Below are 23,757 nucleotides of genomic sequence, written 5' to 3' on the forward strand. Positions count from 1 at the left end.
CTCTTACAACTGCAGCGGATTTCATTTCGGGGGGCGTTTCCGGCGTGACGTAGCGTGTGGTTCGTCACTTCCGATTGCATTTTCTGCAATCATGAAGGCGCGGCTCGGGGATTGGCGTGGTCCCGTCGCTATCCGTAACGCGCCTTCAGCACCGCATAGCTGGCGCGCAACGCATAGGCGTCGCCGCCCTTCGGACGCCCGGGCCGCGCGGTCGGACGCCAGGCGAAGACATCGAGATGCGCCCAGGCAACACCCGCCGGAACGAAGCGGCGCAGGAACAAGGCGGCGGTGATCGCGCCGGCGAAGCCGCCCTCCGGCGCGTTCACCATGTCCGCCACGTCGGATTTGAGCATGTCGTCATAGCCGTCCCACAGCGGCAATCGCCACATCTGGTCCTCCACCGCGACCCCCGCCGCCAGCAGATCCGCCGCGAGCGTATCATCGTCGGTGAACAGCGGCGGCAGGTCGGGGCCGAGCGCCACGCGCGCCGCACCGGTCAGCGTCGCGAAATCAAGGATCAATTCGGGTGCCGCCTCGCCCGCGCGGGTAAGCGCATCGCCCAGGATCAGGCGACCCTCCGCATCCGTATTGGTGTTCTCGACGCTCAAGCCTTTGCGAGACATCAGCACGTCGCCGGGGCGGAAGGCATTGCTGGCAATGGCGTTTTCGACTGCGGGGATCAGCAGGTGCAGCCGGACCTTGAGCTTCGCCTCAATCACCAGCCGCGCCAGCGCCAGCGCATGCGCTGCGCCGCCCATGTCCTTCTTCATCAGTCGCATGCCGGCGGATGGCTTGATATCGAGACCGCCGGTATCGAACGTCACGCCCTTGCCGACGATCGCGATCCGGGGATGCGCGGGGTCGCCCCATTCCAGTTCGATCAGCCGCGGTGCGCGATCCCTTGCCGCCGCCCGACCAACTGCGTGGATCATCGGATAGCCAGTGACGAGCGCATTGCCGCACGTGACCGTCAGCGTCGCGCCGGTCGCCTTCGCCAGCGCGGCTGCGGCGTCTTCCAGCTGCTGCGGGCCCAAATCGCCCGCACCGGTGTTGACGAGATCGCGGACGTGTCCGGTCGCCTCGGCCAGGCGCACCGTCTCGGCGATGCGCGCGGGTTCGGCGGTCAGCAGGATGCGCGGACCTTCGCCATCGGGCTTGCGGTAGCGGTCGAAGCGGTACTGGCCCAGCAGCCAGCCGAGCAGGCCGATCCCGGTATCGCTACCCGCGATCCGGTAGGTGCCTTCGGGCAGCCTCTCGGCGAGTTTGGCCAGTGCCCAGGGGGAGGCAATTTCCGCGATAGTCGCGACGACACGCGTCTCGTCGCGGTCGGTGGGTACGATGGCGTGCGCCCCGGGCTTGCCGGTAAAGCGCTGTGCGGCGAGCAGCGCGCGGGTGGACGCAGGCTGCGTCAGACGCCATGCATCGAACGCATCGGGGGCGAGGAGATGGATCGCACGCGCTGGCTGACCGCGATCGGGCTGGAGCAGTGGGGTGAAGTCGGTCATTTTCGGGATGTTACCCAGGTTCGCCGTGCAACGGAACGTGAATTAACCCCACCCCGGCGCAGGCCGGGGCCCAGTTGCAATGGTCCGGCAGGCAGAATGGATCGCGTCGTAACGATCGTTTCGCAACTGGCCCCCGGCCTTCGCCGGGGTGGGGCTATATCCGATGGCGGCCTCGATCGCTCACTCCGCCGGCGTCACCAGAAATTGCTCGTACCGCCCGCCCGCACGCTCTTCGGCATAGGTGGTGATCGTCAGCGTCCGTCCGGGATAGGACAGCCGGTAATTGCGGTTGACGAACCCGCCCCGCAGCCGCGCCCTGCCGGTCTGCACGAAAAAGCCGGGTTTACCGAGCGGGGCCAGGCTTGTGGCATAGTCGGCCCGCGCAGCGGGGGTGAAGTAGAAGCTGGCATCGTCGGTGAGGATCGCCCGGTCCAGCGTGCCGCTCTGCAACTGCGCATAGGCCGACTTGGCCTGGGCAAGCGCCGCGGTGTCGTCCGCGCCGGCGGCGGCGGCGGCGGGCAGGACGATCTTCGAAATGCCGGCGGCGATCCGGCTTTCCGCGTTGCCGAACCACGCATTGACCAGGACGACGACCGCGACATGATCGTCGGGATAGACGATGTTTTCGGACAGGAACCCGACCGCCTCGCCGCTATGTTCGACGAAGCGCCGTCCGTCCGATATGCCGATATCGACACCGAGGCCGTATCCGGTCGGGCTGCCGTCCGCCAGTTTCGCCGGCGTTTCCTGAAGCGCCCAATCCGCGGCAGGCAATATGCTTCGGGTGAGTCGGGCGACGTCCCATTTCGCCAAATCGCCGGCGCTCATCGCCAGCTCGCCCGCGGCATACAGCCAGCCATGTGCCGCCGGCGTCTCGACCCGAACCGGACCAAGGCCGTAACGCTTGTAGCCTTGCGGAAACCCCGCACCGATCGCCAGATCCTGGTCGATCGCACGGATGCCGAGCGGTCGCAGGATATGCGACTGCAGGAAGGCGAGCAGCGGTTGGCCGGACGCCTTCTCGACGATCATTCCCGCCACGACATAGCCGGTGTTCGAATATTGCCACTGAGTCCCCGGCGCGAAATCGAGCGGTTTCCTGGCCCAGCGATCAACGATCTGTCGCGGTGTCACCGGGGTCGCCATCGCGGCGAAGCTGTAATCCTGCGGCCAGTAATCCTGCAGCCCGGCGGTATGGCTCAGCAACTGGCGGATCGTGATCGTGTCGCCGCCGGTAATGCCGGGCACGTACCTGGAAACGTGATCGTCGAGCGTCAGCTTGCCCTGATCCTGCAACAGCAGGATCGCGGCGGCCGTGAACTGCTTGGAGATCGACGCGATCTGGTAGAGCGCGGCCGGATCGGCCTTTGCGATCGTCTCGGACTGTTTGCCATAGGCGCGCGCGAATACGATCCGGCCGCCGCGGACGATCGCGATCGAGGCAGAAGGAACGCCGGTGTCCTTCAGCGCGTCGGCGACGACGGCGTCGATCTGAGCGGTCTCCGCGGGAGACAGCGCCTGCGCGGCGAGGGGGAGCGGGGCGAGGGTGCACAGGAGTGCGGTGAAGGAACGGATCATATGGCGGTTAACAAGCATCGCAGGCCCTTGCACGCAAGCCTGTTGCGCGCGCCGCACGGAACCTTATGTCGCCTTGCCATGGCGTACCGACCGACACGATCGAGCGACTGGGGCTTTCCCCGCTGGCGTGGCTATGGCGCGTCGAGCGAGGCGACGACGGTACGGCTGTGCGATCGGCACGGGTGCACGGAACGCGGCGATTGTCCCGCGCCCAAATCCCCCAACAGCCCGGATCGCTGGTACTTCTGCGTCACGCACGCTGGCGAGTATAATCGCGGCTATAATTATTTCGAGGGCCTCAGCGCCGAGGAAGCCGCCGAGCGAGAGGCCGACGAGACGCGCACCGCGGAGGGCTATACCCAGTCGCGGCACAATAGCTGGGCCGGCGCGGGCGACGGCAGCCGTTCGCGCGACGAGATGCGCGCGCTTGAGATGCTGGACCTCGAACCCGACGCCGATTTCGAGGCGATCCGCGCGGCGTGGCGGCGGCTGGCCAAGGCGAACCATCCGGACGTCCGTCCCGGCGATCCCGATGCGGCGGTGCGGTTCCAGGCGGTGCAGGCAGCCTATGAGGTGCTGCGCGCCGGGGAGGAAGCGCGGACCTGGAAGCCCTGAGGGCTGCGCTATGCGTAACGCGTGGCGGTTTCCCGGATCAGCGCGATCATGTTTGGGATACCCTGCGTGCGGTTCGAGCTGAGCTGGTTGCCGAGATCGAACGGGGCGAGGGCGGTTGGAATGTCGGTTGCCAGGATCGTGGCCGGTGCCTGATCCTGCACCGCCAGCAATACCAGCGCGATGATCCCCTTGGTGATCGCGGCATTGGAATCGGCCAGGAAATGCAACGCCCCATCGCCCTGCCGCTGCGGGTAGACCCAGACCGATGCGGAGCAGCCGCGAACCAGCGTGGCGTCGGTTTTCAGCGCACCCGGCATCGGTTCCAGCGTGCGGCCGAGATCGATCAGCAGACGGTAGCGATCGTCGGGTTCGAGGAAGTCGTATTCGTCGTGGATATCGGTCAGGCTGGCCATGCGTGCCCGGTACAGGCGGGGGCAGGGCGGGGCAATGTCGTTAAAGCTCCACCCCCGCCGCGATCGCCTCCAGCTTGCGGATACGTTCCTTCAAATCCGCGATCTCGATCCGCGCGCCGGCCTGGGGGGAGGGGGCGGGGCCGTCGCTGCGGCGGAGTTCCTGCATCTTCAGCGCCAGCCACCCGCGCCATCCGGCCAGCGTGCCTGCGATCAGCATCGCCAACCCGGCCAGCCCGGCCGCGGCGAGGAGCAATGTCGTATTGGGATCTTGCATGTCCGCCTGCTCCCTATTTGTCGCGCAGCCGCTCGATCTGGCGATCGAGGTCGAGGCTGCCGTGATTGTCGGTGATGACGCGTTCCAGCACCTGGATGCGCTCCTTCATGATGCGCATCTCGTCGCGCATCCGCAGCGTATCGGGATTGTCCGCGACCGGGGCGGGGCGGTCGGAGCGGGTGCGGAGATAGGATTGCAGCACACGTCCTGCGGTCACCAGAAATATGATGGCGACGACCATTTCGAAGGGGTTCATGTCCTATGCTCCCTGATGCCCAAAAGCTCTAGTTGGCAGTCGATCGCCGTCGCGCAGCCGGTCAATCTCCAGCGCCAGGTCGGCACCGCGATCGGTGGCGATCCGTTCCAAGACGCGCACCCGCTGTTCTAGCCGCTCTGTATGTGCCGCGTATTGCGCGGCCTTCTCTGCGGTCATCGCGCTCTGCTGCTCCAATTGGCGCTGCTTAAGCTTGATCCACATCGAAAACGGCCCGATCGCGATACCCGCGAGCGGTATCAGCACCCAAATCCAGCTAGCGATATCGTTCATTGTCCGTCCCTTCCCCTCAGCGGTCGCGCAGCGCCTCGATCTCGCGAGCGGTGCGTTCGGCGGGATCGGTGGCGATGCGTTCGAGGACGGCGAGGCGTTCCTCCAGGCGGCCGATCTTGCTGGTCAGCTTCTCGTTCTCGGTCGAGAGGAGATGCACCTGGCGTTCGGCGGCCAGGTCGGTCGCCCCGATCGAGCGGCGGCTGCGGCGGTCGCTGCGCTCCTCAGGCGGCAGGCCGGCCTTGGCGCGAACCCACATTTTCGCGGTGCCGCCGAAGATCGAGAGCGCGATGATGGCGAGGACGAAGAGTTGTCCGTCATGCATGGCAGTGGTTCCCGTTGAATATGGTTGGGGTCAGCGCAGACTGTCGATTTCGGCGGCCAGGGTGCTGCTGTGGCGGGTGGTGTAGTGCGTTTCGATATCCGCCAGGCGGCGATCGACGTCGCGCAGCTTCGACCGGACTTCGGCGGTCGAGCGCTTCGGGTTGGAGCGCACGCCCTGCCAGAACTTCTCGTCCGCGGCGTTCTGGTACAGCCCGATCGGCTTGGGCGTGCCCATCCAGGCGATCAGCCAATAGGCGATGAAGGTCCAGGGAAAGCCGACGCCCGTCACCGTCAGCATGACGAAGGCGAGGCGGATCCACAGGACGTCGACACCGACATAATCGGCGATCCCGGCGCAGACGCCCTTCCATTTGGCGTTCTGTTTATCGAGGTAGAATTGGGTACGGCTGGCGGACATCTCAGTTCCTCCGATCGATCTGATAGGGCGTGGTCGGCTGGGGCGGGTTCAGGTTCGGCTTCCATTCGGGATTGTCGGCGGCGACGATCCGTTCGACCGTGTTCACCCGGTCCTCGAGACGGCGCGCGAGGTTGAACATCTCGTCGAGCAGATTCTCGTCCTCGGGCGTGATCTTCGACGCGGTTTTCCACCGGGTGACGTAATGCAGGATCAACCAGGGCAGGCCGATAAAGACCGATGTGATTCCGATCAGCGGGACGATGGCATCTTCCATCTCAACCCTCCTTGTTCGCGTTATTGTTCAGGCGCGCCTTCAGCGCGGCCAGTTCGGCATCGACGCGGTCGCTCTGGCGCAGTTCGGCGATTTCCTCGTCCAGCGTCTTCACGCTGCCGAGACCCATCGCCTCGGCGCGGCCTTCCGCATCGTCGACGCGGCGTTCGAGCGTGTCGAAGCGGCTGAAGGCGTCCTGCGTCTTCGGCCCCGCATACATCTCGCGCAGCTTGTAGCGGTTGTTCGCGCTTTCCAGCCGCGTCTGCACGTTGGTCTGCTTGGCCCGCGCCTCGCGCAGTTTCGTCTGCAGCTTGGCGATGTCCTCCTCCGACGCGCGCAACGCATCGTCGAGCACGCCGACCTCGGCCTTCAGCTGGTCCGCCATGTCGGTCGCCTTCTGGCGTTCGACGAGCGCCGCCTTGGCCAGATCCTCGCGGTCCTTCGACAGCGCCAGCTCGGCCTTTTCGGTCCAGTTCGCCTGGAGCGCGTCGAGTTTGCCGATATGGCGGCGCATCTCCTTCTGGTCGGCGATGGTGCGCGCGGCGGAGGCGCGGACCTCGACCAGGGTTTCCTCCATTTCGAGGATGATCATGCGGATCATCTTCGCCGGATCTTCCGCCTTCTCGAGGAGATCGGCGAAATTGGCGGCGACGATGTCGCGGGTGCGGGAGAAGATACCCATCGATTGCTCCTGTCAGGCTACGCGCTTTGCCGGAGAATACGCTCTCCGGTCGTGAAGGTCACGCCGTCGCGTAGATGGCGGCGGGGGCCGCGACCGCGTTCGCCGGCCCGGCCGCGCCAAGCACGGCGACCGAGCTGCAAACGATAGTTAGGGCGATGGCGGCGATGGTGCGGCCGAAGTCGAACTTGGTCATGGGAACATCCTTTGGAGCGATTGGGACCGCCGAGCGGCGGGTTGCCCAGTGCTTTGCATCCTGCGTGCCAATTTGAACAGTGACGCGATAAGAGCAGCTTACGCGATTTTCGTGCGTTCGGTATCGTCCAGCGCTTGCAAATAGATGGCGAAATCCGCCACACCTTGGCGATGGAACGCGCGAGCCAGGTCATCGGAGAGTCGGGCGCGTTCATGGCGGCGCTGGAACGTGCCAGCCGCGCCGCCGCGCTGGACCGCCCGGTGCTTGTGATCGGGGAGCGCGGGACCGGCAAGGAATTGGTCGCTGAACGCCTCCACCGGCTCAGCCATCGATGGGATCAGCCGCTGGTCATCATGAATTGCGCGGCATTGCCGGAGACGCTGATCGAGGCGGAGTTGTTCGGGCACGAGGCGGGGGCGTTTACCGGCGCGACCAAGGCTCGGACGGGACGGTTCGAGGAGGCGGACGGCGGTACATTGTTTCTCGACGAACTTGGCACGCTGTCCATGGGCGCGCAGGAACGTCTGCTGCGCGCGGTGGAATATGGCGAGATCAACCGGATCGGGTCCTCGCGGCCGACACGTGTGGACGTCCGTATCGTCGCCGCCACCAACGAGCACCTGCCCGACAAGGTCGCGCGCCACGAATTCCGCGCCGATCTGCTCGACCGCTTGTGCTTCGAAGTGGTGACGCTGCCGCCGCTTCGGATGCGCGGCGGGGACGTGATGGTGCTTGCGGACCATTTCGCGCGGCGGATGGCGGCGGAGCTGGATTGGGCGAAATGGCCGGGCTTCGGTCCCGGCGCGATCGACGCGCTGCGGCATCACAGTTGGCCGGGCAATGTCCGCGAATTGCGCAACGTGGTGGAGCGCGCGGTGTATCGCTGGGAGGGCGGCGGCCCCGTCGATGCCATCGAGATCGATCCGTTCCTGTCCCCCTATCGCCCCGGTCAAACGCCCTCCGCCGCGGCCGCCGCACCGCCGCCCACGACGCCGCGCGACGACGAGCCGATCGCGGCCTGCGATGCAGGTCCTTCCGATTTCAAGTCACGCGTGGCACGGTTCGAGAGCGACCTGCTATCGCGTACGCTGGCCGAACACCGCTTCAACCAGCGCCAGGCGGCGGAGGGGCTGGGTCTCAGCTACGATCAATTTCGTCACGCGTTGCGCCGCCATGGATTGATCGGGACGTCGGCGTAACGATATCGATGGCTGAGGGAGCGATGTGGCGCGTCCCGCGTTGGGCCAGCGATATCAAGGAGAGTCAAATGGCGTTCGAGCTACCCCCGCTGCCTTACGACTATGACGCGTTGGAACCGGTCATCTCGCAAGAGACGATGCATTTCCATCACGACAAGCACCACAAGGCCTATACCGACAAGCTGAACGAGGGCGTTACGAAGGATCCCACGCTCGAGGGCAAGACGATCGAGGACATCCTCGCCATGATCTCGTCGCAGCCGCCGCTGATCCGCAACAATGGTGGCGGTTATTGGAACCACGATTTCTTCTGGAAGACCATGAAGAAGGGTGGCGGCACGCCGTCGGGCCAACTGGCCGAGGCGATCGAGACCTATGGCGGGCTCGACAAATTGAAAGAGGATTTCAACGCGAAGGGCGTTGGCCAGTTCGGTTCGGGCTGGGCCTGGGTCGTCACCGATGGATCGGGTGCGCTGAAAGTCACGAGCACGCCCAATCAGGATAATCCCCTGATGGACGACGCAAAGGAACCGGGCACGCCGTTGCTCGGCAATGACGTCTGGGAACACGCCTATTACCTGACATACATGAACGATCGGCCCGGCTATTTGAAGGCATGGTGGGACATCGTTGATTGGGACGTGGTCGGCGAGCGTTACGCGGACGCGACCGCAGGTTGACGAACAGGCACCCGGTTCTGGCAATCGGGTGCCCCATTCGCTAGATGGCAGGGCGGGGAAGCAGGGGTTTTGGCATGGCTATGGGTCTGAAGACCTATCTGGAGTCCATTCGCGCGCGGGATCCCGCGCCGCGGTCGCTTGCGGAAATCCTGCTATACCCGGGTGTTTGGGCGGTGGCGTGGCACCGCGTCGCGCACCGGCTGTTCCGACGCCGGCTGTTCTTTCTCGCCCGCGCGGTGAACCATTTCGCGCGCGTGACTACGGCGATCGACATCCACCCGGGTGCGACGATCGGACGCAATTTCTTCATCGACCACGGTTTCGTGGTGATTGGCGAGACCGCACTGATCGGCGACGACGTGACGATCTATCAATGCGTCACGCTTGGCGGCACCAATCCCGCCAACGGCATCGCCGGCAAGCGCCATCCGACATTGGCGGACGGGTCGATCGTCGGCTCCGGCGCGCAGGTGCTCGGTCCGATCACGGTCGGGCGCGGGGCGCGGATCGGAGCGAATGCGGTCGTGACGAAGGATGTGCCCGAAGGCGCGGTAATGGTCGGCATCCCGGCACGAGCGACGATGGTGGCTGGCGGTGCCGCGGCGGCACCCGCACCGTTCCTTGCCTATGGTACGCCCTGCAGCGACATGTTCGATCCGGCGACGCAGAAACTGGAACTCATGCGCTGCGAACTGGAGACGATGCGGCGGCGGCTCGATGCATTGATCGAAATGCCCGAGGAGCAGCGCGACCGCGCCTGATGGGCATCGTCACACCTTTTCCCTTGCCGCATGGCAAGCCGAGCCAGGTCGGGTTCGAACGGCTGGAACTGACGCGAATCCTCGATCTGTACGGACGTATGGTCGCCGCGGGGCATTGGCGTGACTATGCGATCGAACTCGGCCGCGACGTCGCGGTCTTCGCCGCGTTCCGTCGTACCGCGGAACGCCCGGAGTTCAGGATCGAAAAGCGACCAAACCTGCGTGGCAAGCAAGGCATGTGGGCGCTGGTCGGTGAGCAGGGCGTGGTGCTGAAACGCGGGCACGAACTTGCCCCGGTGCTGGCACCGGTCGAGCGGCGGCTCATGAAGGTCGTCGAGGGCTGACCTCCGCCGCCAGCGGCACGCGTGCGCTGATCGACTCCGGCAGCAGCGGCAGCAGCGCGCGGCGCATCGATTGCCAGAAGGCGGACAGCATCAGCAGGCTCGACCCGATCACGATGATCGCGACGGCGAACCCGGCACCCGATGCGCCGATCCGCGAGATGAGGTAGATCGCGGCGACCAGCACATAGGCCAGCGCCGAGACCAGGATCGCCCGCCGATCGACCGCCAGCGCCACGACCGCGAGCGCCGCATAGACGATCAGCGCCAGCACCGCGGCCAGCGTCGCATCGCCCGTATCGGTCCCCATGCCGTGCATCGCGACCAGATTGATGCCGATCAGCATGAAGATCGGATGGACGATCAGCGGCGACGCGGCTAGGTGCAGCCAGAAGGCGACGTCGGACCGGCGGGTCAGGCGCGCGCGATCCTGCACGTCCCACCACATCGCGTAGGTGAAGATCGCAAGCCCGCCGATCAGCACGACGCCCAGCAACCACTGGCCGAGATCGGGGTAGGCGGCGACCGCGATCAGCGTGAAGACCAGCCGCGCGATCGCGCCGACCCCGAGTGCAATCGTGATCGGTACCGCGAAACGCCGCCAATGCGCCCAGCAGGCGACGACCACGATCGCCGCCGACGCGGCCTGGACGAGCAAGAACGAACGCGACCCGCCCGCACCGGCGAAGGCGCTCCAGAAGCCGGGATATTCCGGGACCCCGACTCTCTCGTACGGTCCGGCCAGATAGGGATACAGCGCCAGTCCGCCGAGATAGAGGCCGCCGACGAACGCCAGCACGAAGATGATGCTCGGGAGAGCCATGCGCCGCTGAAGCGTGAAATACTCGGCCATGCCCCAGGCCGCGGCGGCGACCGCTACCCCCGCCAGCCAAGGCGCGACCGACCCGCCCAGCCATCCCGCGCCGACGAGGACCAGGATGCCGGCGATCGCCACGAAGATGTCGTTGAACCCGGTAACGAGCCGGAACTGTTCCTCATCCGGGCCCGGCGCGCTGCGTATGCCCGAAACGTGAGCGCGGAGCGCCGCCGCCGCTTCCGGCGTCAAATTCCCGGCCGCAACGGCCGATTCGATCTCCGCTTCGCTATACATCCGCGCCTCCTGTGGACGGATGCTAGCTCCCGTGTCTTGCCGGCGCAATACACGAAAGAAACGGATGCGCGCGTCACCCCGCCTGCAGCGCCCGTCCGATTATCATCGACTGTTCGGCCCCCATTTGCGGGACGATCTCGCCGGTACGGTCGGTGATCGCGGCCCAGTTTGCCGCCACGCCGTCGGCAGACAGATCATCGCCCTTCAGCAGCTTGCCCGGGGTCAGCGTGACGTAGGAGGTCTGGAAAACTCCGGCACCTGCCCCGAGAATCACGTTGGTGGGTGCATCCTCCGATACCAGAAATACCGCGCCGGGAGCGACCTTGTCGGGGGAGAACGCCTTGAACGCCTCGTCGGGAAACAGGCCCTCGGTCATGCGCGTGCCCGCTGTCGGAGCGATCGTATTGACCTTGATGTTGTTCTTCGCACCCTCGATCGCAAGCGTCTTTGTCAGGCCGGCGAGGCCGAGCTTCGCCGCGCCGTAATTGGCCTGGCCGAAATTACCGAACAGCCCCGTGGAAGACGCCGTCATCAGGATGCGACCGTAATTCTGTTCGCGCATCATATCCCATACCGCCTTGGTCGCGAAGGCGGATCCGATGAGATGGACGTCTACGACGAATTTGAAATCGTCGGGCGTCATCTTGGTAAAGCTCTTGTCGCGCAGCACGCCCGCGTTGTTGATCAGGATGTGGATGCCGCCCCAGGCTTCCTTTGCCTTCGCGACCATTTCGGCCATCTGATCATATTCGGCGACGTTGCCGCCGTTCGACATCGCGGTGCCGCCCGCCGCCTCGATTTCCTCTACGACCTTCAGCGCCGCGTCCGAATGGCCGGTACCGTCGCGGCTGCCGCCCAGATCGTTGACCACCACTTTCGCACCGCGACGCGCCAGTTCCAGCGCATATTCACGACCCAGGCCGCCGCCGGCCCCGGTGACGATCGCGACCTTGTCGTCGAAACGGATGGACATGAAAAAGGCGCTCCTGCTTGTCGTTGGAGCGCCTTTTCCTAATCCGTCCCGCGCGAGGCGCAACCGATTGCGACTACTTCTTGTGCTTGCGTGCGTGGGTCGAACCCGCGCCTTGTTTGCACTCATCGAACTGGCCGGGCTTGCAGGGCGGATAGGACGCCTGCGCCGCCGGGGCCGGAAACGCCTGGGCGGGGCTTGGCGCAGCCTGGAAGGTCGGCGTCACACCCGGCGTCGGCGTACCCTGAAGGGCCGGTGCTGCGGGCTGGTAGCCGCCGGGGCTCGTCGTGCCCATCGGCTGGCCGGCGGGGGCCGGTGCGGCCGGTGCCATCGCGGGATCGGCCGAAGCAGGCGCGGCCGGCGGCACGGCGGCGGGATCGGCGGGGGCCGGCGTCGTTTGCGGGGTCATCGCCGGATCGGCGGTCGTGGTTGTCTGGGCAAAAGCCGGGCCGGCGATCAGCGCGGCGGCCATCAAAAATGCGGATTTCATGCTTTCTTCTCCTGTCTATGGCGCAGGTTCGTCAGCGCCCCCGCCCAACGCCCCGGCAACAGGATGGCTCCATTGTTTCGCAATCGATCCGGTTTGCGTGTCGCCTCAGGCGCTTGCATCCAGCGCATAACCCGCCGAACGGACCGTCCGGATGATGTCCGCACGGCCACCATCGTTGATCGCCTTGCGGAGCCGGCGGATATGCACGTCGACGGTCCGCGACTCGATGTCCGCGTCGTGTCCCCACACCGCATCGAGTAATCGCTCGCGCGAAAAGACCCAGCCGGGATGTTCGAGGAAATGCTTGAGCAGCCGGAACTCGGTCGGCCCCAGGGCGACGGTCGATCCGCCGCGCCGGACCTTGTGACCGACGGTATCCATTTCGATATCGGCATAACTTAGTTGTTCGCCGGCCAGCCCCGGCCGCACGCGTCGGAGCACCGCACCGACGCGCGCGACCAGTTCGCGCGGGGAGAAGGGCTTGGTGACGTAATCGTCCGCGCCCGTCTCCAGCCCGCGCACGCGGTCTTCTTCCTCGCCGCGCGCGGTCAGCATGATGATCGGGACGTTCGCGGTCTCGGTCGACCGGCGCAGACGACGGCAGACCTCGATCCCCGACAGCCCCTCGACCATCCAGTCGAGCAGGACGATGTCGGGCACCTGTTCGCGCGCCAGCAGCAGCGCTTCTTCGCCGTCAGGGGTATGACGGACACGGAAATCCTCGCGCTCGAAATTCCAGACCAGCAATTCGGCGAGTGCCGAGTCGTCCTCTACCAGCAACATGTTCGCGCGCGACATAAGCGTCAGTCTGCCAGCCGACCGCGCTCGCGCTCGGCCATGTGGTTGCCGGTCGCGGCGTAATAGACCATCTCCGCGACATTGGTCGCATGATCGCCGACGCGTTCCAGGTTCTTTGCGATAAACAGCAGATGCGCGACCTGACCGATGCTTCGCGGGTTCTCCATCATGTACGTGACGAGGACGCGGAAGAGCGAATTGTAGAAATCGTCGACCGCCCGGTCCTGGATGCAGACGCGCACCGCCGCATCGGCATCGCGCGCGGCGAACGCGTCGAGCACGTCGGTGACCATCTGTGTGGCCATCGTCGCCATCGCGGGCAGCACGGATAGCGGTTCGATATCGCTGTGATCGTCGATCAGCGGCACGCGGCGTGCGATGTTCTTCGCATAATCGCCGATCCGTTCGACGACGCCCGCGATCTTCAGCGCGGCCACGACTTCGCGCAAGTCGTTCGCCATCGGCGCGCGCAGCGCGATCAGCCGAACGGCCAGACGCTCGACCTCCGACTCCAGCGCATCGATCCGCTTGTCGCCTTCGACGATGGTGGCGGCTGCATCGAGATCGTGGTTCTTCAGCGCCGCCATCGCGGCACCGACGGCCTGTTCGGCCAGCCCGCCCATCTCCGCGATCAGGCCGCGCAGTTCGCCGATATCGGTGTCGAAGGCCTTCAGCGTATGATCGTCGGTCGCCATATGATGTCCTGTCCCTTCGCCGGAACGCCCACCCCGCCGGGCCGACTCCGCTTATGTCTACGATCCGGGGCCTGTTACACCCTCGTTACGCCTTGATGACAAGGCGGCGGGGAGGATGATGGCGACGGTCGTTCCGACCCCGGGCTTGCTGCCGATATCCAACCGTCCGCGGTGGCGCTCGACGATGTGCTTCACGATCGCCAGCCCGAGACCGGTGCCGCCGAGCGAACGGCTGCGGCCCGAATCGACGCGGTAGAAGCGTTCGGTGAGGCGGGGCACGTGTTCGGGCGCGACGCCGTCGCCTTCGTCGGTCACCGCGAGGCGGACCATATTGTCCGCGGTCGGGTCGAGTGCGATGACGATGGGCGTACCCGCACGGCCATATTTCATCGCATTGCCGATCAGGTTGTGGATCACCTGCGACAATTGCGCGCGGTCACCCCAGACCGCCGGCACGCCCTCCGCCGGCTTGCAGACCAGGTCGCGGCCGCGCTGCCCCCCCGCCGCGTGCAGTTCCGCGCATATCTCCTCGATGAGTTCGCCCAGATCGACGGGATCGCTCGGCAGCCGGAATTTCTCCGCCTCGATCCGCGACAGCGATATCAGATCCTCGACCAGCCGTTGCATCCGCCGCGCCTCGTCGAACATGACCTTGAGGAAGCGCGCGCGCACCGCCGGGACCTCACCCGCTTCGTCGCCCAGCGTCTCGATGAAACCCAGGATTGATGCCAGCGGCGTGCGCAGTTCGTGGCTGGCGTTCGCCACGAAATCGACGCGCATCCGCTCCGCGGCGTAGCTGCCGGTGCGGTCGATCAGCTGGATGATCCGGCGTCCGTCGGACACGTCGCCGGTACGCATTTCCCATCGTTGATCCGGTGTGCCGAGCCCCGTGAGCTCAATCGGGCGATCATCGACGCCGGTCGTTCCCGATGCCAGCCGATCGGCTGCGGCGGGGTGGCGGATCGCGATGCGGACGTCCTCGCCCAAGATATGCCCCCCGAACAGCGCGATCGCCGCGCGATTGGCAAACTCCACGCGGCCGTGCCGAACGAGGAGGATGGGGGCGACGATCTGGTCCAGCGCTTCCGGTAACACCGGATCGCGCGGCGGCGGTGGCGCGGGCGCCGACGTCGGCTCGTCGATCGGCGAGGCAAGCCGACCGATCGCGAGCGCGACTCCGCCGCCGACCAGCGCGATCAGGGCCGGGCCGACGCCGCCCCCGATCGCAACGACCGCCGCGATGAGAAGCAGGACGACCGCCGCGATCCAGAAACGGGTGGGAATGCCGGTTTGCATGCGGGTCGCCATAGCGTAGCCGCCCCAGCTTTGCTCCCCCTCCTGTTTACGGGAGGGGCTTGGGGATGGGCGCTCCGCTCATCGTAGTACTTCGCCGGGAGCGATTGCCCACTCCTGACCCCTCCCGCAAGCGGCAGGGGAATTGGCGAGGGGCGTCCCACATCGGCACCCGCTCCCGGCTTGCCCGCGCCGCGACAATATGAAAAGGCTACCGGCCGATGGATGACGATCAGCAGCTTCCGCCACCCGATGACGGCGCACCGACGCGGCGGCGGCTGCTTATGCTGGGTGCCGTCGGTGCGACTGCGGTCGTATCGATCCGGCCTGCGCTGGCGCAGACCGCCGGGTCGGTCCTGAACTGCGAAATCCCCGTTCCCGATCCCGGGCATGCCAGCAGCTTCATCGATGCCGACGGCAACATCGTGCCACGCGGGACCCAGGGTGCGTTTCCCCCCTCGACGCGCGCGTTCAAGGGCGAGGAGGTCAAGCAGGCGATGGTCGGTGGCCAGCTGCCGGGCACCGACGATGCGCGCAGCCGCGCCTATGTGAAATATATCCGCCGGCTGCAGCGCGGGCAGAGCGGCTTTACCTGCTTCGCTTCCCTGCAGATGCCGCGCGGCTGAGGCCATGCGCCGGTTTCGCGCGCCGCCGCCGGACGCGCAGATCGCGGTACCGCTCGACGAATTCACGGCAGTCTTCCACCGACCCTCGGGTACGACCCATCTGCTGACCGCGCCCGCGCCCGAGATCCTCGCTGCGCTGGCGCACGCACCGCTGTCGATCGAAGACCTGCTCGCGGCGTTGGCGAGCGATTACACGCTCGCGGATGCCGATACGCAGGCGCTCATGGCGCGGATCGACGAACTGCTCGCGGCGGGGCTGGTGACCGCGGCGTGAGGCATGTTTTCTCGGTCAGGGTCGGGCCCTATGGCTTTCGCATCGGGTCGGATTGGCGCGCGCCGATCGCGATGCTGGCCGATCTGTACCGTGACTATCCCGCCCTCGCGGACGGAGTCCCCGATTTTACCATGCGGTTGGCGGCGCCGCGGCCGTGGCGGCGCTTCATCCGGCCGTCGGTTGCGATCGAGGGCGATTATCGGCTGCCCGGCGCGGCACCGCTGCCACTGGCGCAGGGACTGTTGGCGGCGGAGATGGGTATGAATCTCCAGCTCGCGCTGGGCGCGCGGCGGCATGTGCTGCTGCACGCATCGGTGGTCGAGCGCGATGGGCGTGCGATCGTGATGACCGGGCAATCGGGCGCCGGCAAGTCGACGCTGGCGACGTTGCTGGCCGCGCGGGGTTGGCGCTTCATGGGGGATGAGTTCGCACTCCTGCACCCCGCAACCGGGTTGCTGCATGCACTGCCGCGGCTGGTCAGCCTCAAGAACGAAGGCGTTGCTGCGGCATGCGCGGCACGGCCGGACGCGCGGTTTGGTCCGTTGCTGGCGGATACGCCCAAGGGCGACGTCCGCCACCTCGTCCCCGATGCGGCTGCCATCGCGCAGATGGACGTTCCCGCGCGGCCCGCGCTGCTGGTCTTCCCGCGCTTCGGGTTCGAGCCCGCATCGCGGCCGGTATCGCCGAGCGAGGTCTTCATCCGGCTGACGCATGCCTCGACCAATTATGTGACGCTCGGCGAGCCCGGGTTCCGCGCGCTCACCATGTTGGTCGCAGACATACCGGCGATCGCGATCGATTATCCGGACGGGGCGAGCGGCGTCGCGGCGGTGGAAGCGGCATGGGCGGACCTGGCGTGAGGAACGCACGGTTCCTGGCGAAGGCGCTCGCCGATCCGGGCAGCGTCGTGGCACTCGATGCGGCCGACTGGACCGCGCTGATCACGATGGCGCGCGCGGAACAGCTGATCGGAACTTTGGCATATCGAATCAATGGCCTGTCGGTTCCGGCGTCCGTCGAAGCCATCCTCGCAGACGCGCGGGCCACGGCGTTAACGGGGCGCCGCGCCGCGTTGTGGGAGGCGGAGATGGCGCGGCGTGCGCTCGCCGATCTCGGCGTCCCGGTAGTGCTGCTGAAGGGCACCGCGTTTGCTGCCGCCGGCCTGATCGCCGGGCAGGGGCGCTCGATCGGCGATCTCGATATCCTCGTGCCGCGTGCGGCACTCGACCCGGTCGAGGCGGTGCTGATCGCGGCGGGGTGGGAATGGGTGAAGGAGGACGTCTATGACGACGTCTATTATCGCCGCTGGATGCATGAGCTTCCTCCGCTGATCCACCGCGAGCGCGACCGGATGATCGACGTTCACCACACCATCCTCCCGTCGACGGCGCGGCCGACCCCGGATGCGGCGGCGCTGATTGCGGAGGCGGTGCCGCTCGGCAACGGGCTATCGGTTCTCGCGCCGAACGACATGATCGTCCATGCCGCAGCCCATCTGTTCGCGGATGGCGACCTGGCGGGTGGATTGCGGAACTTGTGGGACATCCATTGCCTGATCTTCGAATTCGGCACCGACGGCCTGGCCGCGCGTGCGAAGCACCACGGACTGCAAACGCACACGATGCGTGCCGCGCGTCAGACGAACGCGCTGTTCGGCACCCCGATCCCCGAACGCTGGCGGGTTCGGGACAGCCTCGACCCTCTATTCTGCCGCCGACTGCTCGCTCGTGACGGATGGGGGCGGGCGACGCGACCCGTCACCCGGTTCGCTTTCTACGTCCGATCGCACTGGCTGCGCATGCCGCCCGCAATGCTGGCGCGGCATCTGTGGATCAAGTGGCGGCGGGACGGCGGCCTAGGCGGACGATGAACAGCACGACGATTATTGCGACCGTGTCCGCCGCCCAATCGCGGATGTCACAATCACGATGGAGCGCGGGGATCGACTGGCATACCTCGATGAGCGCGCCGAGGAACGACAACCGCTCGCCGATCCGGAACAGCGGCTCGGTCGGATACGCCAGCGACGCAAGGATCGCCATCGTCGCGAAGGCGAGCATATGTTCGAACTTGTCGCCGAACTGGTCGATCGGAAGGTGCGGCGGCTTCGGCAACAGCGCCATGGTCACCGCGACGAGGATCGCGGCGATCAGCGCGACGCGCCAGAACAGGAGGGCACGAGTCATGCGGTCGCCAGACGTTCGAGGGTCGGGATGAGTTCGGCGTAACCATCGATCGTCGCATCCGCGCCCAGATCGGCAACGGGGCCGGTAAGAAATCCGAACGAACAAGCGATGACCGGCAGACCGGCCGCCCGTGCGCCCTGCACATCGTAGATCGAATCGCCGACGAACGCCGCGCGCTGTGCGTCTCGGCTGCCGCCGCAGCGTTCGACCATCGCCTCGATTGCGACGGGCGAAGGCTTGGCGGTGCCCGGCCCCATCGTATCCCCCCCGACGATCGCCGCGAACCGGTCCGTCAGGTCCAACTGGTCCAGGACGAGCCGCGCGAGCCGTTCGATCTTGTTGGTCATGATTCCCATTCGCACGCCCCGTGCCGCAAGCAGGTTCAACGCGTCAATCATGCCGGGGAAGGGCTGCGTATGGACGGCGATGCTGGACTCGTAGAAATCGAGCAGCCGCGTCTGCAGGACGTCCAGTTCGGCATCGTCGCAGCCGCCGCTCGCGGCCATGCCTTGCGCGAGCATGTGTCGCGCGCCGCCACCGATCATCGTGCGGATACGCGAGACCGGCAGCGCCGCGCGCCCGACCGACGCAAGCGCATGGTTCACCGCCGCGGCCAGATCGCCGCTGGTGTCCAGCAGCGTTCCGTCGAGATCGAACCCGACGATCGAGAAGGGAAAATCCGCCATGTGGTCCGCGCGCCTGCCGTCACCTACTGGAATTGGCAAGGCTTTCGTGGCAGCGAAGCCACATGACCGATCATTTGCGGGACGGGCGCCCGATCGCCGCGATCATCCTGGCGGCCGGCAAGGGCACCCGGATGAAGTCGGACCTGCACAAGGTCCTTCACCCGATCGCCGGGCGGCCCATGCTGCTTCACCTCGCCGCCGCGGTCGCCGCGCTGGGGGCCGAACATACCGTCGTCGTGACGGGAGCAGGGCGCGAGCAGGTCGAGACGGCGGTCGCGCCGTTGGGTATAGCGACCGCGTTGCAGGCGGAGCAGCTCGGCACCGCGCACGCCGTCGCGCAGGCGGAAGCGGCGCTGGCAGGGTTCGTGGGCGACGTGCTGATCCTGTACGGTGACGTGCCGCTGGTGACGACCGCGACGATGCGGCGCATGATCGAGCGATTGCACGGCGGCGACGCACCGGCGGCGGTCGTGCTGGGCTTCCGGCCTGCCGATCCCGGTGCCTATGGCCGGGTCATCGCCGGACCCGACGGCAAGATCGAGCGGATGGTCGAATATAAGGACGCGTCGGACGCCGAGCGCGCCGTGACGCTGTGCAATTCGGGGTTGATGGCGGTGGGATCCGAGGATTTGTTCGCTCTGCTGGCGCGCGTCGGCAACGACAATGCCGCAGGCGAATATTATCTGCCGGACATCGTGATGCTGGCCGCGAGCGACGGGCGCAGGTCCGCGGTCATCGAAACGGGCGCGGACGAGGTCGCGGGCGTCAACGGTCGCGGGGAACTGGCGGGGGTCGAGGCGTCATGGCAGGCGGTGCGGCGCGGACAGGCGATGGCGGACGGCGCGACCCTGGTCGCGCCTGATACGGTGTGGTTTGCACACGACACCGTGCTTGGCCGGGACGTGACGATTGCGCCGAACGTCGTCTTCGGCCCCGGCGTCCGCGTCGCGGACGGCGCGACGATCCACGCGTTCAGCCATATCGAGGGTGCGGCGATCGGCGAACGCGCGGAAGTCGGTCCCTATGCCCGGCTTCGTCCCGGTGCCGTACTGGGCTCGAAATCCAAGGTCGGCAATTTCGTCGAAATGAAGAAGGCGGTGCTGGGCGACGGCGCGAAGGCGAGCCACCTGACCTATCTCGGCGATACGGAGGTTGGCGCGGGTGCGAATATCGGTGCCGGCACGATCACGTGCAACTATGACGGGTTTTTCAAATACAAGACCGTCATCGGCGCGGGCGCTTTCGTCGGATCGAATTCCGCGCTGGTCGCCCCGGTGACGATCGGTGCCGGTGCGATCGTGGGGGCGGGAAGCGTGGTGACCGGCGACGTCGAAGTCGACGCCCTGGTCCTCGTCCGACCACCGCAGGAGGCGAAACCGGGTTGGGCGAAGCGGTTTCGCGAGCGGATGATGGCGAAGAAATCTTGACATGATATCGCACGGTGATATCAGTGCATCATGACACGCATTCTTGCAGATTTGCCCGATGTCGATCTGAAATGGCTCGATCAGCATGCGGCCGAGCAAGGCAAGTCGCGGGCGTCGGTGCTGCGTGACGCTGTAGCGAGCTATAAGGCACAATCGGCACCGCCGGACTGGCTCGATATCGGCTTTGGTCTGTGGGCGCGGCATGGTCTCATCGTCGATCCGCATGATTATGATCGTCGTCGGCGTGCGGAATGGACGCGGCCGTGGGACGACGATTACGAGGAGGTTCGGGCGGAATTGCCGGACTGTTTCACGCCTGAGGACGATAAGGAACGGGCGCATTACCTCGCTTTGATGAAGAAGGCCGACGCCCGCCGTCCCGAAAACGGATGAGCGGCTACAGCCTGGATGCCAATATTCTGATCGATGCCCTGATCGGCCACGCCCCAGCGCATATCGAGCTCGGGCGGATCGCCGAAAGCGGTGCGCGCATATCGGTCAGTCGTATGACATGGATCGAGGTGTTGTCGAAGGGGGATGAACCGCTCGTTCGAGATGCACTCCGGTTCCTCGACCGCTTCGGTCTAGACGAAATCGACGAGGAGATTGCGCGGCGTGCCGCGGCTTTGCGGCGGCAGCGTCCCGGGCTGAAGTCACCGGATGCGATCATCCTGGCCACCGCGCAGACGCGTGGACGCGTGCTTGTTACCCGAAACACCAAGGACTTTCCGGCCACGATGCCGGGCATCCGGGTCCCTTACACCATCTAGGTCGAGAGCAAGCTTATGTGTGGAATCGTTGGAATCGTCGGTACCGATGACGTCGCGGATCGCCTGCTCGACGGGCTGAAGCGCCTGGAATATCGCGGCTATGACTCCGCGGGGATTGCCACCGATCATGACGGCGTCATCGAACGCCGTCGTGCGTCGGGCAAGCTCGTCAACCTGGCGAAGGAACTTGCCGCCGATCCGCTGCCCGGCAGGACCGGCATCGCGCACACGCGTTGGGCGACGCATGGTGGTCCGACCACCAACAACGCGCATCCGCATACGACCGGAGAGGTCGCGGTGGTCCACAACGGCATCATCGAGAATTTCAAGCCGCTGCGCGACGAACTGATCGCCCGGGGCCGCATCTTCACCAGCGAAACCGATACCGAGGCCGTCGCGCATCTGGTCAGCGAGAAGGTCGAGGCCGGGATGGCCCCGGCGGATGCGGTGCGCGAGGTCCTGCCGCGGTTGCGCGGTGCGTTCGCGCTGGCGATCCTGTTCCGCCAGCATCCCGAACTCCTGATCGGCGCGCGGCTCGGCTCGCCATTGGTCGTCGGGCATGGCGATGGCGAGACCTATCTCGGGTCCGATGCGCTCGCGCTTGCTCCGCTGACGCAGCGGATCGCGTATCTCGACGAGGGTGACTGGGTCGTCTGCACGCGTGACGGTGTGCAGGTTTATGATCGCGACAATCATCCCGTCGAACGTGCGGTCACGATATCGGGCGTCACCGGCGCGTTGATCGACAAGGGCAATTTCCGACATTTCATGTTGAAGGAAATCTACGAACAGCCGATCGTCGTCGCGCAGACCTTGCGGTCCTATCTCCAGCGTCTCGAGGGAAAGGTCGCGCTGCCTATCCCCGAATTCGACCTGTCGGGGATCAAGCGGGTGACGATCGTCGCGTGCGGCACAAGCTTCTATGCCGGTATGGTCGCCAAATATTGGTTCGAGCAGTTCGCGCGCGTTCCCGTCGATCTCGATGTCGCATCCGAATTCCGTTACCGCGCGCCGGTGATGGAGCCAGGCGGGCTGATGATCGTGATCAGCCAGTCGGGCGAGACCGCCGACACGCTCGCCGCGCTGCGCCATGCCAAGACCGAGGGGCAGACGATCGCCGCGGTGGTCAACGTACCCACAAGTTCGATGGCGCGCGAGGCCGACCTGTTGCTGCCGACGCATGCCGGGCCGGAGATCGGCGTCGCATCGACCAAGGCGTTCACGTGCCAGCTCGCGGTGCTCGCTGCGCTGGCGGCGAACCTCGCCAAGGCGAAGGGCAAGCTGGACGATGCAGCCGAGCGGCAGCTCGTCCGGCATCTCGCGGGGGCTCCCGCGGCCATCAACGGCGCGCTGGCGTACGACGAGTCGATCGAGGCGATGGCGCATAATATCGCCGGCGCGCGCGATGTCCTGTATCTGGGCCGCGGCACCGACTATCCGCTGGCGCTGGAGGGCGCGCTCAAGCTGAAGGAGATCAGCTACATCCATGCCGAGGGCTATGCCGCGGGCGAGATGAAGCACGGACCGATCGCGCTGATCGACGAGAACGTACCGGTCATCGTGATTGCCCCCTCCGGCCCGCTCTTCGACAAGACGGTCAGCAACATGCAGGAGGTACAGGCGCGGGGTGGCAAGGTCGTCCTGATCAGCGATTATGACGGCGTCCAGGCGGCAGGCGAAGGGTGCATGGCGACGATCACCATGCCCAAGGTCCACCCGCTGATCGCGCCGCTGGTCTACGCGGTGCCGGTACAGCTCCTCGCGTATCACGTAGCGGTGCAGAAGGGCACCGATGTCGACCAGCCGCGAAACCTGGCAAAGAGCGTGACGGTGGAGTGAACCGTCCGCATCTCGGCGCAGGTGGTTAACCTATTTTTTCGTGTCTTTCGGCTACGCTCCTGGACCGGGCGGACATCGCCCCTGGAAAGTATGCCGTGGCGAACCTGCACAAGACGAGAACGCTGCCCGCGCCGGGGAGCATTGCACCGACGATCGACCTTGCCGAACGGTTGCGTCTGTTCGGGTTCGTCGAGGACGACCTCGCGACCGGACGGTTGATGTGGACGATCATCGCGCCCGAGGCGACGAAGATTTCCGAAGCGCTGTGGATGCAATGGCATCGTTGTCGCGGCGCAGTGGTGTTCAATGGCGATAACCGCGAGAAGATGGTGCAGCTGGGCGTGTCCTATCTGCAATTCCGATATACCGCCCCAGCTGATGTCGATTGGGTCGTGTCGGCGGAGCGAACGGTTGCCGGCGCGTTTCGGGACGATGTGCCACTGACCGCGATCCTGTCGATGACGTCGGCCGGCGCCTCCGCTGCGCTGGACGTGATGGGGCGGCTGCACGATTGCACGAAGGAAGAGCGGCAACGTCTGCACGATGTCTTCACGCGGATGTGCGCGTTCGAATGCGATGTCTACGCGACGCTTTATGCCGCCTACATGGCGTTCGACGCGCGGGCTCAGCGCGACATGCTGGCGAAGAGTTTCGAGGACGGCATCGCCGTCACCATCGCGGTCGCGACTCGCGAGGGCGATGCGCTTCACCGTCAGGCTATGGGCAGCGCGGCGTCGGTCCGCGGTGTGCTCGGCAAGGCGAGCGAGGTCGCCGCCGCGGCCGAGCAATCCGCG

General features: G+C 66.0%; 32 protein-coding genes and 1 pseudogene. 14 read left to right on the forward strand and 19 right to left on the reverse strand.

Annotated features, from left to right (window positions below):
• Positions 1–128: 128 nt before the first annotated feature.
• Both ACFE7D_RS03630 and ACFE7D_RS03635 read right to left on the reverse strand, forming a co-directional pair.
• Entirely contained in the window at positions 129–1,505 is a 1,377-nt protein-coding gene (locus tag ACFE7D_RS03630) for a M17 family metallopeptidase (RefSeq protein WP_375394069.1), read from the reverse strand.
• A gap of 180 nt (positions 1,506–1,685) precedes the next feature.
• The gene (locus ACFE7D_RS03635; protein WP_375394070.1) at positions 1,686–3,083 is read right to left on the reverse strand and encodes a serine hydrolase domain-containing protein; all 1,398 of its coding nucleotides are present in this window, start codon (positions 3,081–3,083) and stop codon (positions 1,686–1,688) included.
• Positions 3,084–3,161: 78 nt separating this feature from the next.
• Here ACFE7D_RS03635 and ACFE7D_RS03640 point away from each other — a divergent pair, with 78 nt between their 5' ends.
• Positions 3,162–3,698, forward strand: a complete 537-nt coding sequence (locus ACFE7D_RS03640) for a J domain-containing protein (protein ID WP_375394071.1) — start codon at positions 3,162–3,164, stop codon at positions 3,696–3,698.
• A gap of 8 nt (positions 3,699–3,706) precedes the next feature.
• Here the strand turns inward: ACFE7D_RS03640 and ACFE7D_RS03645 are convergent, their stop codons facing one another.
• From ACFE7D_RS03645 to ACFE7D_RS03685, 9 genes are all read right to left on the reverse strand, one after another.
• Positions 3,707–4,111, reverse strand: coding sequence for a SufE family protein (locus ACFE7D_RS03645; RefSeq protein WP_375394072.1), 405 nt, complete (start codon positions 4,109–4,111; stop codon positions 3,707–3,709).
• Between the two features lie 40 nt (positions 4,112–4,151).
• Positions 4,152–4,385: a hypothetical protein gene (locus ACFE7D_RS03650; RefSeq protein ID WP_375394073.1), complete on the reverse strand. Its 234-nt coding sequence runs from the start codon at positions 4,383–4,385 to the stop codon at positions 4,152–4,154.
• A gap of 13 nt (positions 4,386–4,398) precedes the next feature.
• Positions 4,399–4,641, reverse strand: coding sequence for a hypothetical protein (locus ACFE7D_RS03655; RefSeq protein WP_375394074.1), 243 nt, complete (start codon positions 4,639–4,641; stop codon positions 4,399–4,401).
• A gap of 3 nt (positions 4,642–4,644) precedes the next feature.
• Positions 4,645–4,863: a hypothetical protein gene (locus tag ACFE7D_RS03660; protein WP_375394100.1), complete on the reverse strand. Its 219-nt coding sequence runs from the start codon at positions 4,861–4,863 to the stop codon at positions 4,645–4,647.
• Positions 4,864–4,948: 85 nt separating this feature from the next.
• Complete coding sequence (locus tag ACFE7D_RS03665; RefSeq protein WP_375394075.1) at positions 4,949–5,254, reverse strand: hypothetical protein; 306 nt, start codon at positions 5,252–5,254, stop codon at positions 4,949–4,951.
• A gap of 30 nt (positions 5,255–5,284) precedes the next feature.
• Positions 5,285–5,671: an envelope stress response membrane protein PspC gene (gene pspC / locus ACFE7D_RS03670; protein WP_375394076.1), complete on the reverse strand. Its 387-nt coding sequence runs from the start codon at positions 5,669–5,671 to the stop codon at positions 5,285–5,287.
• Between the two features lies 1 nt (position 5,672).
• Positions 5,673–5,945, reverse strand: a complete 273-nt coding sequence (pspB, locus tag ACFE7D_RS03675; protein ID WP_375394077.1) for an envelope stress response membrane protein PspB — start codon at positions 5,943–5,945, stop codon at positions 5,673–5,675.
• A gap of 1 nt (position 5,946) precedes the next feature.
• Positions 5,947–6,624, reverse strand: a complete 678-nt coding sequence (gene pspA / locus ACFE7D_RS03680; RefSeq protein ID WP_375394078.1) for a phage shock protein PspA — start codon at positions 6,622–6,624, stop codon at positions 5,947–5,949.
• A 58-nt stretch (positions 6,625–6,682) separates the two neighbouring features.
• A complete protein-coding gene (locus ACFE7D_RS03685) occupies positions 6,683–6,817 on the reverse strand; it encodes a hypothetical protein (RefSeq protein ID WP_375394079.1) in 135 nt (44 codons plus the stop codon).
• 170 nt (positions 6,818–6,987) lie between these two features.
• Here ACFE7D_RS03685 and pspF point away from each other — a divergent pair, with 170 nt between their 5' ends.
• The 4 genes from pspF to ACFE7D_RS03705 all read left to right on the forward strand — a co-directional run bounded on the left by pspF (position 6,988) and on the right by ACFE7D_RS03705 (position 9,801).
• Positions 6,988–8,016 (forward strand): phage shock protein operon transcriptional activator, encoded by a 1,029-nt coding sequence (pspF, locus tag ACFE7D_RS03690; RefSeq protein ID WP_375394080.1) that lies wholly within the window; start codon positions 6,988–6,990, stop codon positions 8,014–8,016.
• A gap of 68 nt (positions 8,017–8,084) precedes the next feature.
• Complete coding sequence (locus ACFE7D_RS03695) at positions 8,085–8,696, forward strand: superoxide dismutase (RefSeq protein WP_375394081.1); 612 nt, start codon at positions 8,085–8,087, stop codon at positions 8,694–8,696.
• 74 nt (positions 8,697–8,770) lie between these two features.
• Complete coding sequence (gene epsC, locus ACFE7D_RS03700; protein ID WP_375394082.1) at positions 8,771–9,457, forward strand: serine O-acetyltransferase EpsC; 687 nt, start codon at positions 8,771–8,773, stop codon at positions 9,455–9,457.
• Entirely contained in the window at positions 9,457–9,801 is a 345-nt protein-coding gene (locus ACFE7D_RS03705) for a DUF2794 domain-containing protein (protein WP_375394083.1), read from the forward strand. Before epsC ends, ACFE7D_RS03705 begins: the two co-directional genes overlap by 1 nt.
• On the opposite strand, the gene ACFE7D_RS03710 is transcribed toward ACFE7D_RS03705, so the two are convergent.
• The 6 genes from ACFE7D_RS03710 to ACFE7D_RS03735 all read right to left on the reverse strand — a co-directional run bounded on the left by ACFE7D_RS03710 (position 9,779) and on the right by ACFE7D_RS03735 (position 15,158).
• Entirely contained in the window at positions 9,779–10,909 is a 1,131-nt protein-coding gene (locus tag ACFE7D_RS03710; protein ID WP_375394084.1) for a hypothetical protein, read from the reverse strand. The genes ACFE7D_RS03705 and ACFE7D_RS03710 overlap by 23 nt on opposite strands.
• A gap of 73 nt (positions 10,910–10,982) precedes the next feature.
• A complete protein-coding gene (locus ACFE7D_RS03715) occupies positions 10,983–11,882 on the reverse strand; it encodes an SDR family NAD(P)-dependent oxidoreductase (RefSeq protein ID WP_375394085.1) in 900 nt (299 codons plus the stop codon).
• A 73-nt stretch (positions 11,883–11,955) separates the two neighbouring features.
• Entirely contained in the window at positions 11,956–12,369 is a 414-nt protein-coding gene (locus ACFE7D_RS03720) for a hypothetical protein (RefSeq protein ID WP_375394086.1), read from the reverse strand.
• A 105-nt stretch (positions 12,370–12,474) separates the two neighbouring features.
• Complete coding sequence (gene phoB, locus ACFE7D_RS03725) at positions 12,475–13,167, reverse strand: phosphate regulon transcriptional regulator PhoB (RefSeq protein WP_375394087.1); 693 nt, start codon at positions 13,165–13,167, stop codon at positions 12,475–12,477.
• 5 nt (positions 13,168–13,172) lie between these two features.
• Positions 13,173–13,862, reverse strand: a complete 690-nt coding sequence (gene phoU / locus ACFE7D_RS03730; RefSeq protein WP_375394088.1) for a phosphate signaling complex protein PhoU — start codon at positions 13,860–13,862, stop codon at positions 13,173–13,175.
• 57 nt (positions 13,863–13,919) lie between these two features.
• Positions 13,920–15,158, reverse strand: coding sequence for an ATP-binding protein (locus tag ACFE7D_RS03735; protein WP_375394089.1), 1,239 nt, complete (start codon positions 15,156–15,158; stop codon positions 13,920–13,922).
• 218 nt (positions 15,159–15,376) lie between these two features.
• Here ACFE7D_RS03735 and ACFE7D_RS03740 point away from each other — a divergent pair, with 218 nt between their 5' ends.
• From ACFE7D_RS03740 to ACFE7D_RS03755, 4 genes are read left to right on the forward strand one after another with little or no spacing between them, the layout of a single operon-like run.
• Positions 15,377–15,781, forward strand: a complete 405-nt coding sequence (locus ACFE7D_RS03740) for a hypothetical protein (protein WP_174287375.1) — start codon at positions 15,377–15,379, stop codon at positions 15,779–15,781.
• Between the two features lie 4 nt (positions 15,782–15,785).
• Entirely contained in the window at positions 15,786–16,055 is a 270-nt protein-coding gene (locus tag ACFE7D_RS03745; protein ID WP_375394090.1) for an HPr-rel-A system PqqD family peptide chaperone, read from the forward strand.
• Entirely contained in the window at positions 16,052–16,915 is an 864-nt protein-coding gene (locus ACFE7D_RS03750) for an HprK-related kinase A (RefSeq protein WP_375394091.1), read from the forward strand. Before ACFE7D_RS03745 ends, ACFE7D_RS03750 begins: the two co-directional genes overlap by 4 nt.
• Entirely contained in the window at positions 16,897–17,925 is a 1,029-nt protein-coding gene (locus ACFE7D_RS03755; protein WP_375394092.1) for a nucleotidyltransferase family protein, read from the forward strand. The genes ACFE7D_RS03750 and ACFE7D_RS03755 overlap by 19 nt, the downstream gene beginning before the upstream one ends.
• On the opposite strand, the gene ACFE7D_RS03760 is transcribed toward ACFE7D_RS03755, so the two are convergent.
• Complete coding sequence (locus ACFE7D_RS03760) at positions 17,888–18,241, reverse strand: hypothetical protein (RefSeq protein WP_375394093.1); 354 nt, start codon at positions 18,239–18,241, stop codon at positions 17,888–17,890. The two genes, ACFE7D_RS03755 and ACFE7D_RS03760, sit on opposite strands and share 38 nt — an antisense overlap.
• A complete protein-coding gene (locus ACFE7D_RS03765; RefSeq protein WP_375394094.1) occupies positions 18,238–18,927 on the reverse strand; it encodes an HAD-IA family hydrolase in 690 nt (229 codons plus the stop codon). The genes ACFE7D_RS03760 and ACFE7D_RS03765 overlap by 4 nt, the downstream gene beginning before the upstream one ends.
• A gap of 62 nt (positions 18,928–18,989) precedes the next feature.
• Here ACFE7D_RS03765 and glmU point away from each other — a divergent pair, with 62 nt between their 5' ends.
• The 5 genes and pseudogenes from glmU to ACFE7D_RS03790 all read left to right on the forward strand — a co-directional run.
• Positions 18,990–20,354 (forward strand): bifunctional UDP-N-acetylglucosamine diphosphorylase/glucosamine-1-phosphate N-acetyltransferase GlmU, encoded by a 1,365-nt coding sequence (gene glmU, locus ACFE7D_RS03770; RefSeq protein WP_375394095.1) that lies wholly within the window; start codon positions 18,990–18,992, stop codon positions 20,352–20,354.
• A gap of 30 nt (positions 20,355–20,384) precedes the next feature.
• On the forward strand, positions 20,385–20,747 hold the full coding sequence (locus ACFE7D_RS03775) for a ribbon-helix-helix protein, CopG family (protein ID WP_375394096.1): 363 nt from the start codon (positions 20,385–20,387) through the stop codon (positions 20,745–20,747).
• Complete coding sequence (locus tag ACFE7D_RS03780; protein ID WP_375394097.1) at positions 20,744–21,124, forward strand: PIN domain-containing protein; 381 nt, start codon at positions 20,744–20,746, stop codon at positions 21,122–21,124. Before ACFE7D_RS03775 ends, ACFE7D_RS03780 begins: the two co-directional genes overlap by 4 nt.
• A 15-nt stretch (positions 21,125–21,139) precedes the next feature.
• Positions 21,140–22,963, forward strand: coding sequence for a glutamine--fructose-6-phosphate transaminase (isomerizing) (gene glmS / locus ACFE7D_RS03785; protein WP_375394098.1), 1,824 nt, complete (start codon positions 21,140–21,142; stop codon positions 22,961–22,963).
• 95 nt (positions 22,964–23,058) lie between these two features.
• Positions 23,059–23,757 (forward strand): annotated as a pseudogene (locus ACFE7D_RS03790) (chemotaxis protein); the annotation flags it as partial.

The sequence above is a fragment of the uncultured Sphingomonas sp. genome (assembly GCF_964244235.1).
Classification (GTDB): domain Bacteria; phylum Pseudomonadota; class Alphaproteobacteria; order Sphingomonadales; family Sphingomonadaceae; genus Sphingomonas.

What these genes read in the sequence shown, in the direction of transcription:
- ACFE7D_RS03775 (WP_375394096.1), top strand. Translation starts at nt 20,385, where the DNA reads ATGACACGCATTCTTGCAGATTTGCCCGATGTCGATCTGAAATGGCTC.
- pspA (WP_375394078.1), bottom strand. Translation starts at nt 6,624, where the DNA reads ATGGGTATCTTCTCCCGCACCCGCGACATCGTCGCCGCCAATTTCGCC.
- ACFE7D_RS03780 (WP_375394097.1), top strand. Translation starts at nt 20,744, where the DNA reads ATGAGCGGCTACAGCCTGGATGCCAATATTCTGATCGATGCCCTGATC.
- ACFE7D_RS03760 (WP_375394093.1), bottom strand. Translation starts at nt 18,241, where the DNA reads ATGACTCGTGCCCTCCTGTTCTGGCGCGTCGCGCTGATCGCCGCGATC.
- ACFE7D_RS03745 (WP_375394090.1), top strand. Translation starts at nt 15,786, where the DNA reads ATGCGCCGGTTTCGCGCGCCGCCGCCGGACGCGCAGATCGCGGTACCG.
- ACFE7D_RS03710 (WP_375394084.1), bottom strand. Translation starts at nt 10,909, where the DNA reads ATGTATAGCGAAGCGGAGATCGAATCGGCCGTTGCGGCCGGGAATTTG.
- ACFE7D_RS03720 (WP_375394086.1), bottom strand. Translation starts at nt 12,369, where the DNA reads ATGAAATCCGCATTTTTGATGGCCGCCGCGCTGATCGCCGGCCCGGCT.
- ACFE7D_RS03645 (WP_375394072.1), bottom strand. Translation starts at nt 4,111, where the DNA reads ATGGCCAGCCTGACCGATATCCACGACGAATACGACTTCCTCGAACCC.
- glmS (WP_375394098.1), top strand. Translation starts at nt 21,140, where the DNA reads ATGTGTGGAATCGTTGGAATCGTCGGTACCGATGACGTCGCGGATCGC.
- ACFE7D_RS03755 (WP_375394092.1), top strand. Translation starts at nt 16,897, where the DNA reads ATGGGCGGACCTGGCGTGAGGAACGCACGGTTCCTGGCGAAGGCGCTC.
- ACFE7D_RS03715 (WP_375394085.1), bottom strand. Translation starts at nt 11,882, where the DNA reads ATGTCCATCCGTTTCGACGACAAGGTCGCGATCGTCACCGGGGCCGGC.
- ACFE7D_RS03705 (WP_375394083.1), top strand. Translation starts at nt 9,457, where the DNA reads ATGGGCATCGTCACACCTTTTCCCTTGCCGCATGGCAAGCCGAGCCAG.
- ACFE7D_RS03655 (WP_375394074.1), bottom strand. Translation starts at nt 4,641, where the DNA reads ATGAACCCCTTCGAAATGGTCGTCGCCATCATATTTCTGGTGACCGCA.
- ACFE7D_RS03735 (WP_375394089.1), bottom strand. Translation starts at nt 15,158, where the DNA reads ATGCAAACCGGCATTCCCACCCGTTTCTGGATCGCGGCGGTCGTCCTG.
- epsC (WP_375394082.1), top strand. Translation starts at nt 8,771, where the DNA reads ATGGCTATGGGTCTGAAGACCTATCTGGAGTCCATTCGCGCGCGGGAT.
- ACFE7D_RS03685 (WP_375394079.1), bottom strand. Translation starts at nt 6,817, where the DNA reads ATGACCAAGTTCGACTTCGGCCGCACCATCGCCGCCATCGCCCTAACT.
- ACFE7D_RS03630 (WP_375394069.1), bottom strand. Translation starts at nt 1,505, where the DNA reads ATGACCGACTTCACCCCACTGCTCCAGCCCGATCGCGGTCAGCCAGCG.
- ACFE7D_RS03650 (WP_375394073.1), bottom strand. Translation starts at nt 4,385, where the DNA reads ATGCAAGATCCCAATACGACATTGCTCCTCGCCGCGGCCGGGCTGGCC.
- ACFE7D_RS03740 (WP_174287375.1), top strand. Translation starts at nt 15,377, where the DNA reads ATGGATGACGATCAGCAGCTTCCGCCACCCGATGACGGCGCACCGACG.
- ACFE7D_RS03665 (WP_375394075.1), bottom strand. Translation starts at nt 5,254, where the DNA reads ATGCATGACGGACAACTCTTCGTCCTCGCCATCATCGCGCTCTCGATC.
- ACFE7D_RS03635 (WP_375394070.1), bottom strand. Translation starts at nt 3,083, where the DNA reads ATGATCCGTTCCTTCACCGCACTCCTGTGCACCCTCGCCCCGCTCCCC.
- pspF (WP_375394080.1), top strand. Translation starts at nt 6,988, where the DNA reads ATGGAACGCGCGAGCCAGGTCATCGGAGAGTCGGGCGCGTTCATGGCG.
- phoB (WP_375394087.1), bottom strand. Translation starts at nt 13,167, where the DNA reads ATGTCGCGCGCGAACATGTTGCTGGTAGAGGACGACTCGGCACTCGCC.
- ACFE7D_RS03640 (WP_375394071.1), top strand. Translation starts at nt 3,162, where the DNA reads ATGGCGTACCGACCGACACGATCGAGCGACTGGGGCTTTCCCCGCTGG.
- ACFE7D_RS03765 (WP_375394094.1), bottom strand. Translation starts at nt 18,927, where the DNA reads ATGGCGGATTTTCCCTTCTCGATCGTCGGGTTCGATCTCGACGGAACG.
- ACFE7D_RS03660 (WP_375394100.1), bottom strand. Translation starts at nt 4,863, where the DNA reads ATGTGGATCAAGCTTAAGCAGCGCCAATTGGAGCAGCAGAGCGCGATG.
- phoU (WP_375394088.1), bottom strand. Translation starts at nt 13,862, where the DNA reads ATGGCGACCGACGATCATACGCTGAAGGCCTTCGACACCGATATCGGC.
- glmU (WP_375394095.1), top strand. Translation starts at nt 18,990, where the DNA reads ATGACCGATCATTTGCGGGACGGGCGCCCGATCGCCGCGATCATCCTG.
- pspC (WP_375394076.1), bottom strand. Translation starts at nt 5,671, where the DNA reads ATGTCCGCCAGCCGTACCCAATTCTACCTCGATAAACAGAACGCCAAA.
- ACFE7D_RS03695 (WP_375394081.1), top strand. Translation starts at nt 8,085, where the DNA reads ATGGCGTTCGAGCTACCCCCGCTGCCTTACGACTATGACGCGTTGGAA.
- pspB (WP_375394077.1), bottom strand. Translation starts at nt 5,945, where the DNA reads ATGGAAGATGCCATCGTCCCGCTGATCGGAATCACATCGGTCTTTATC.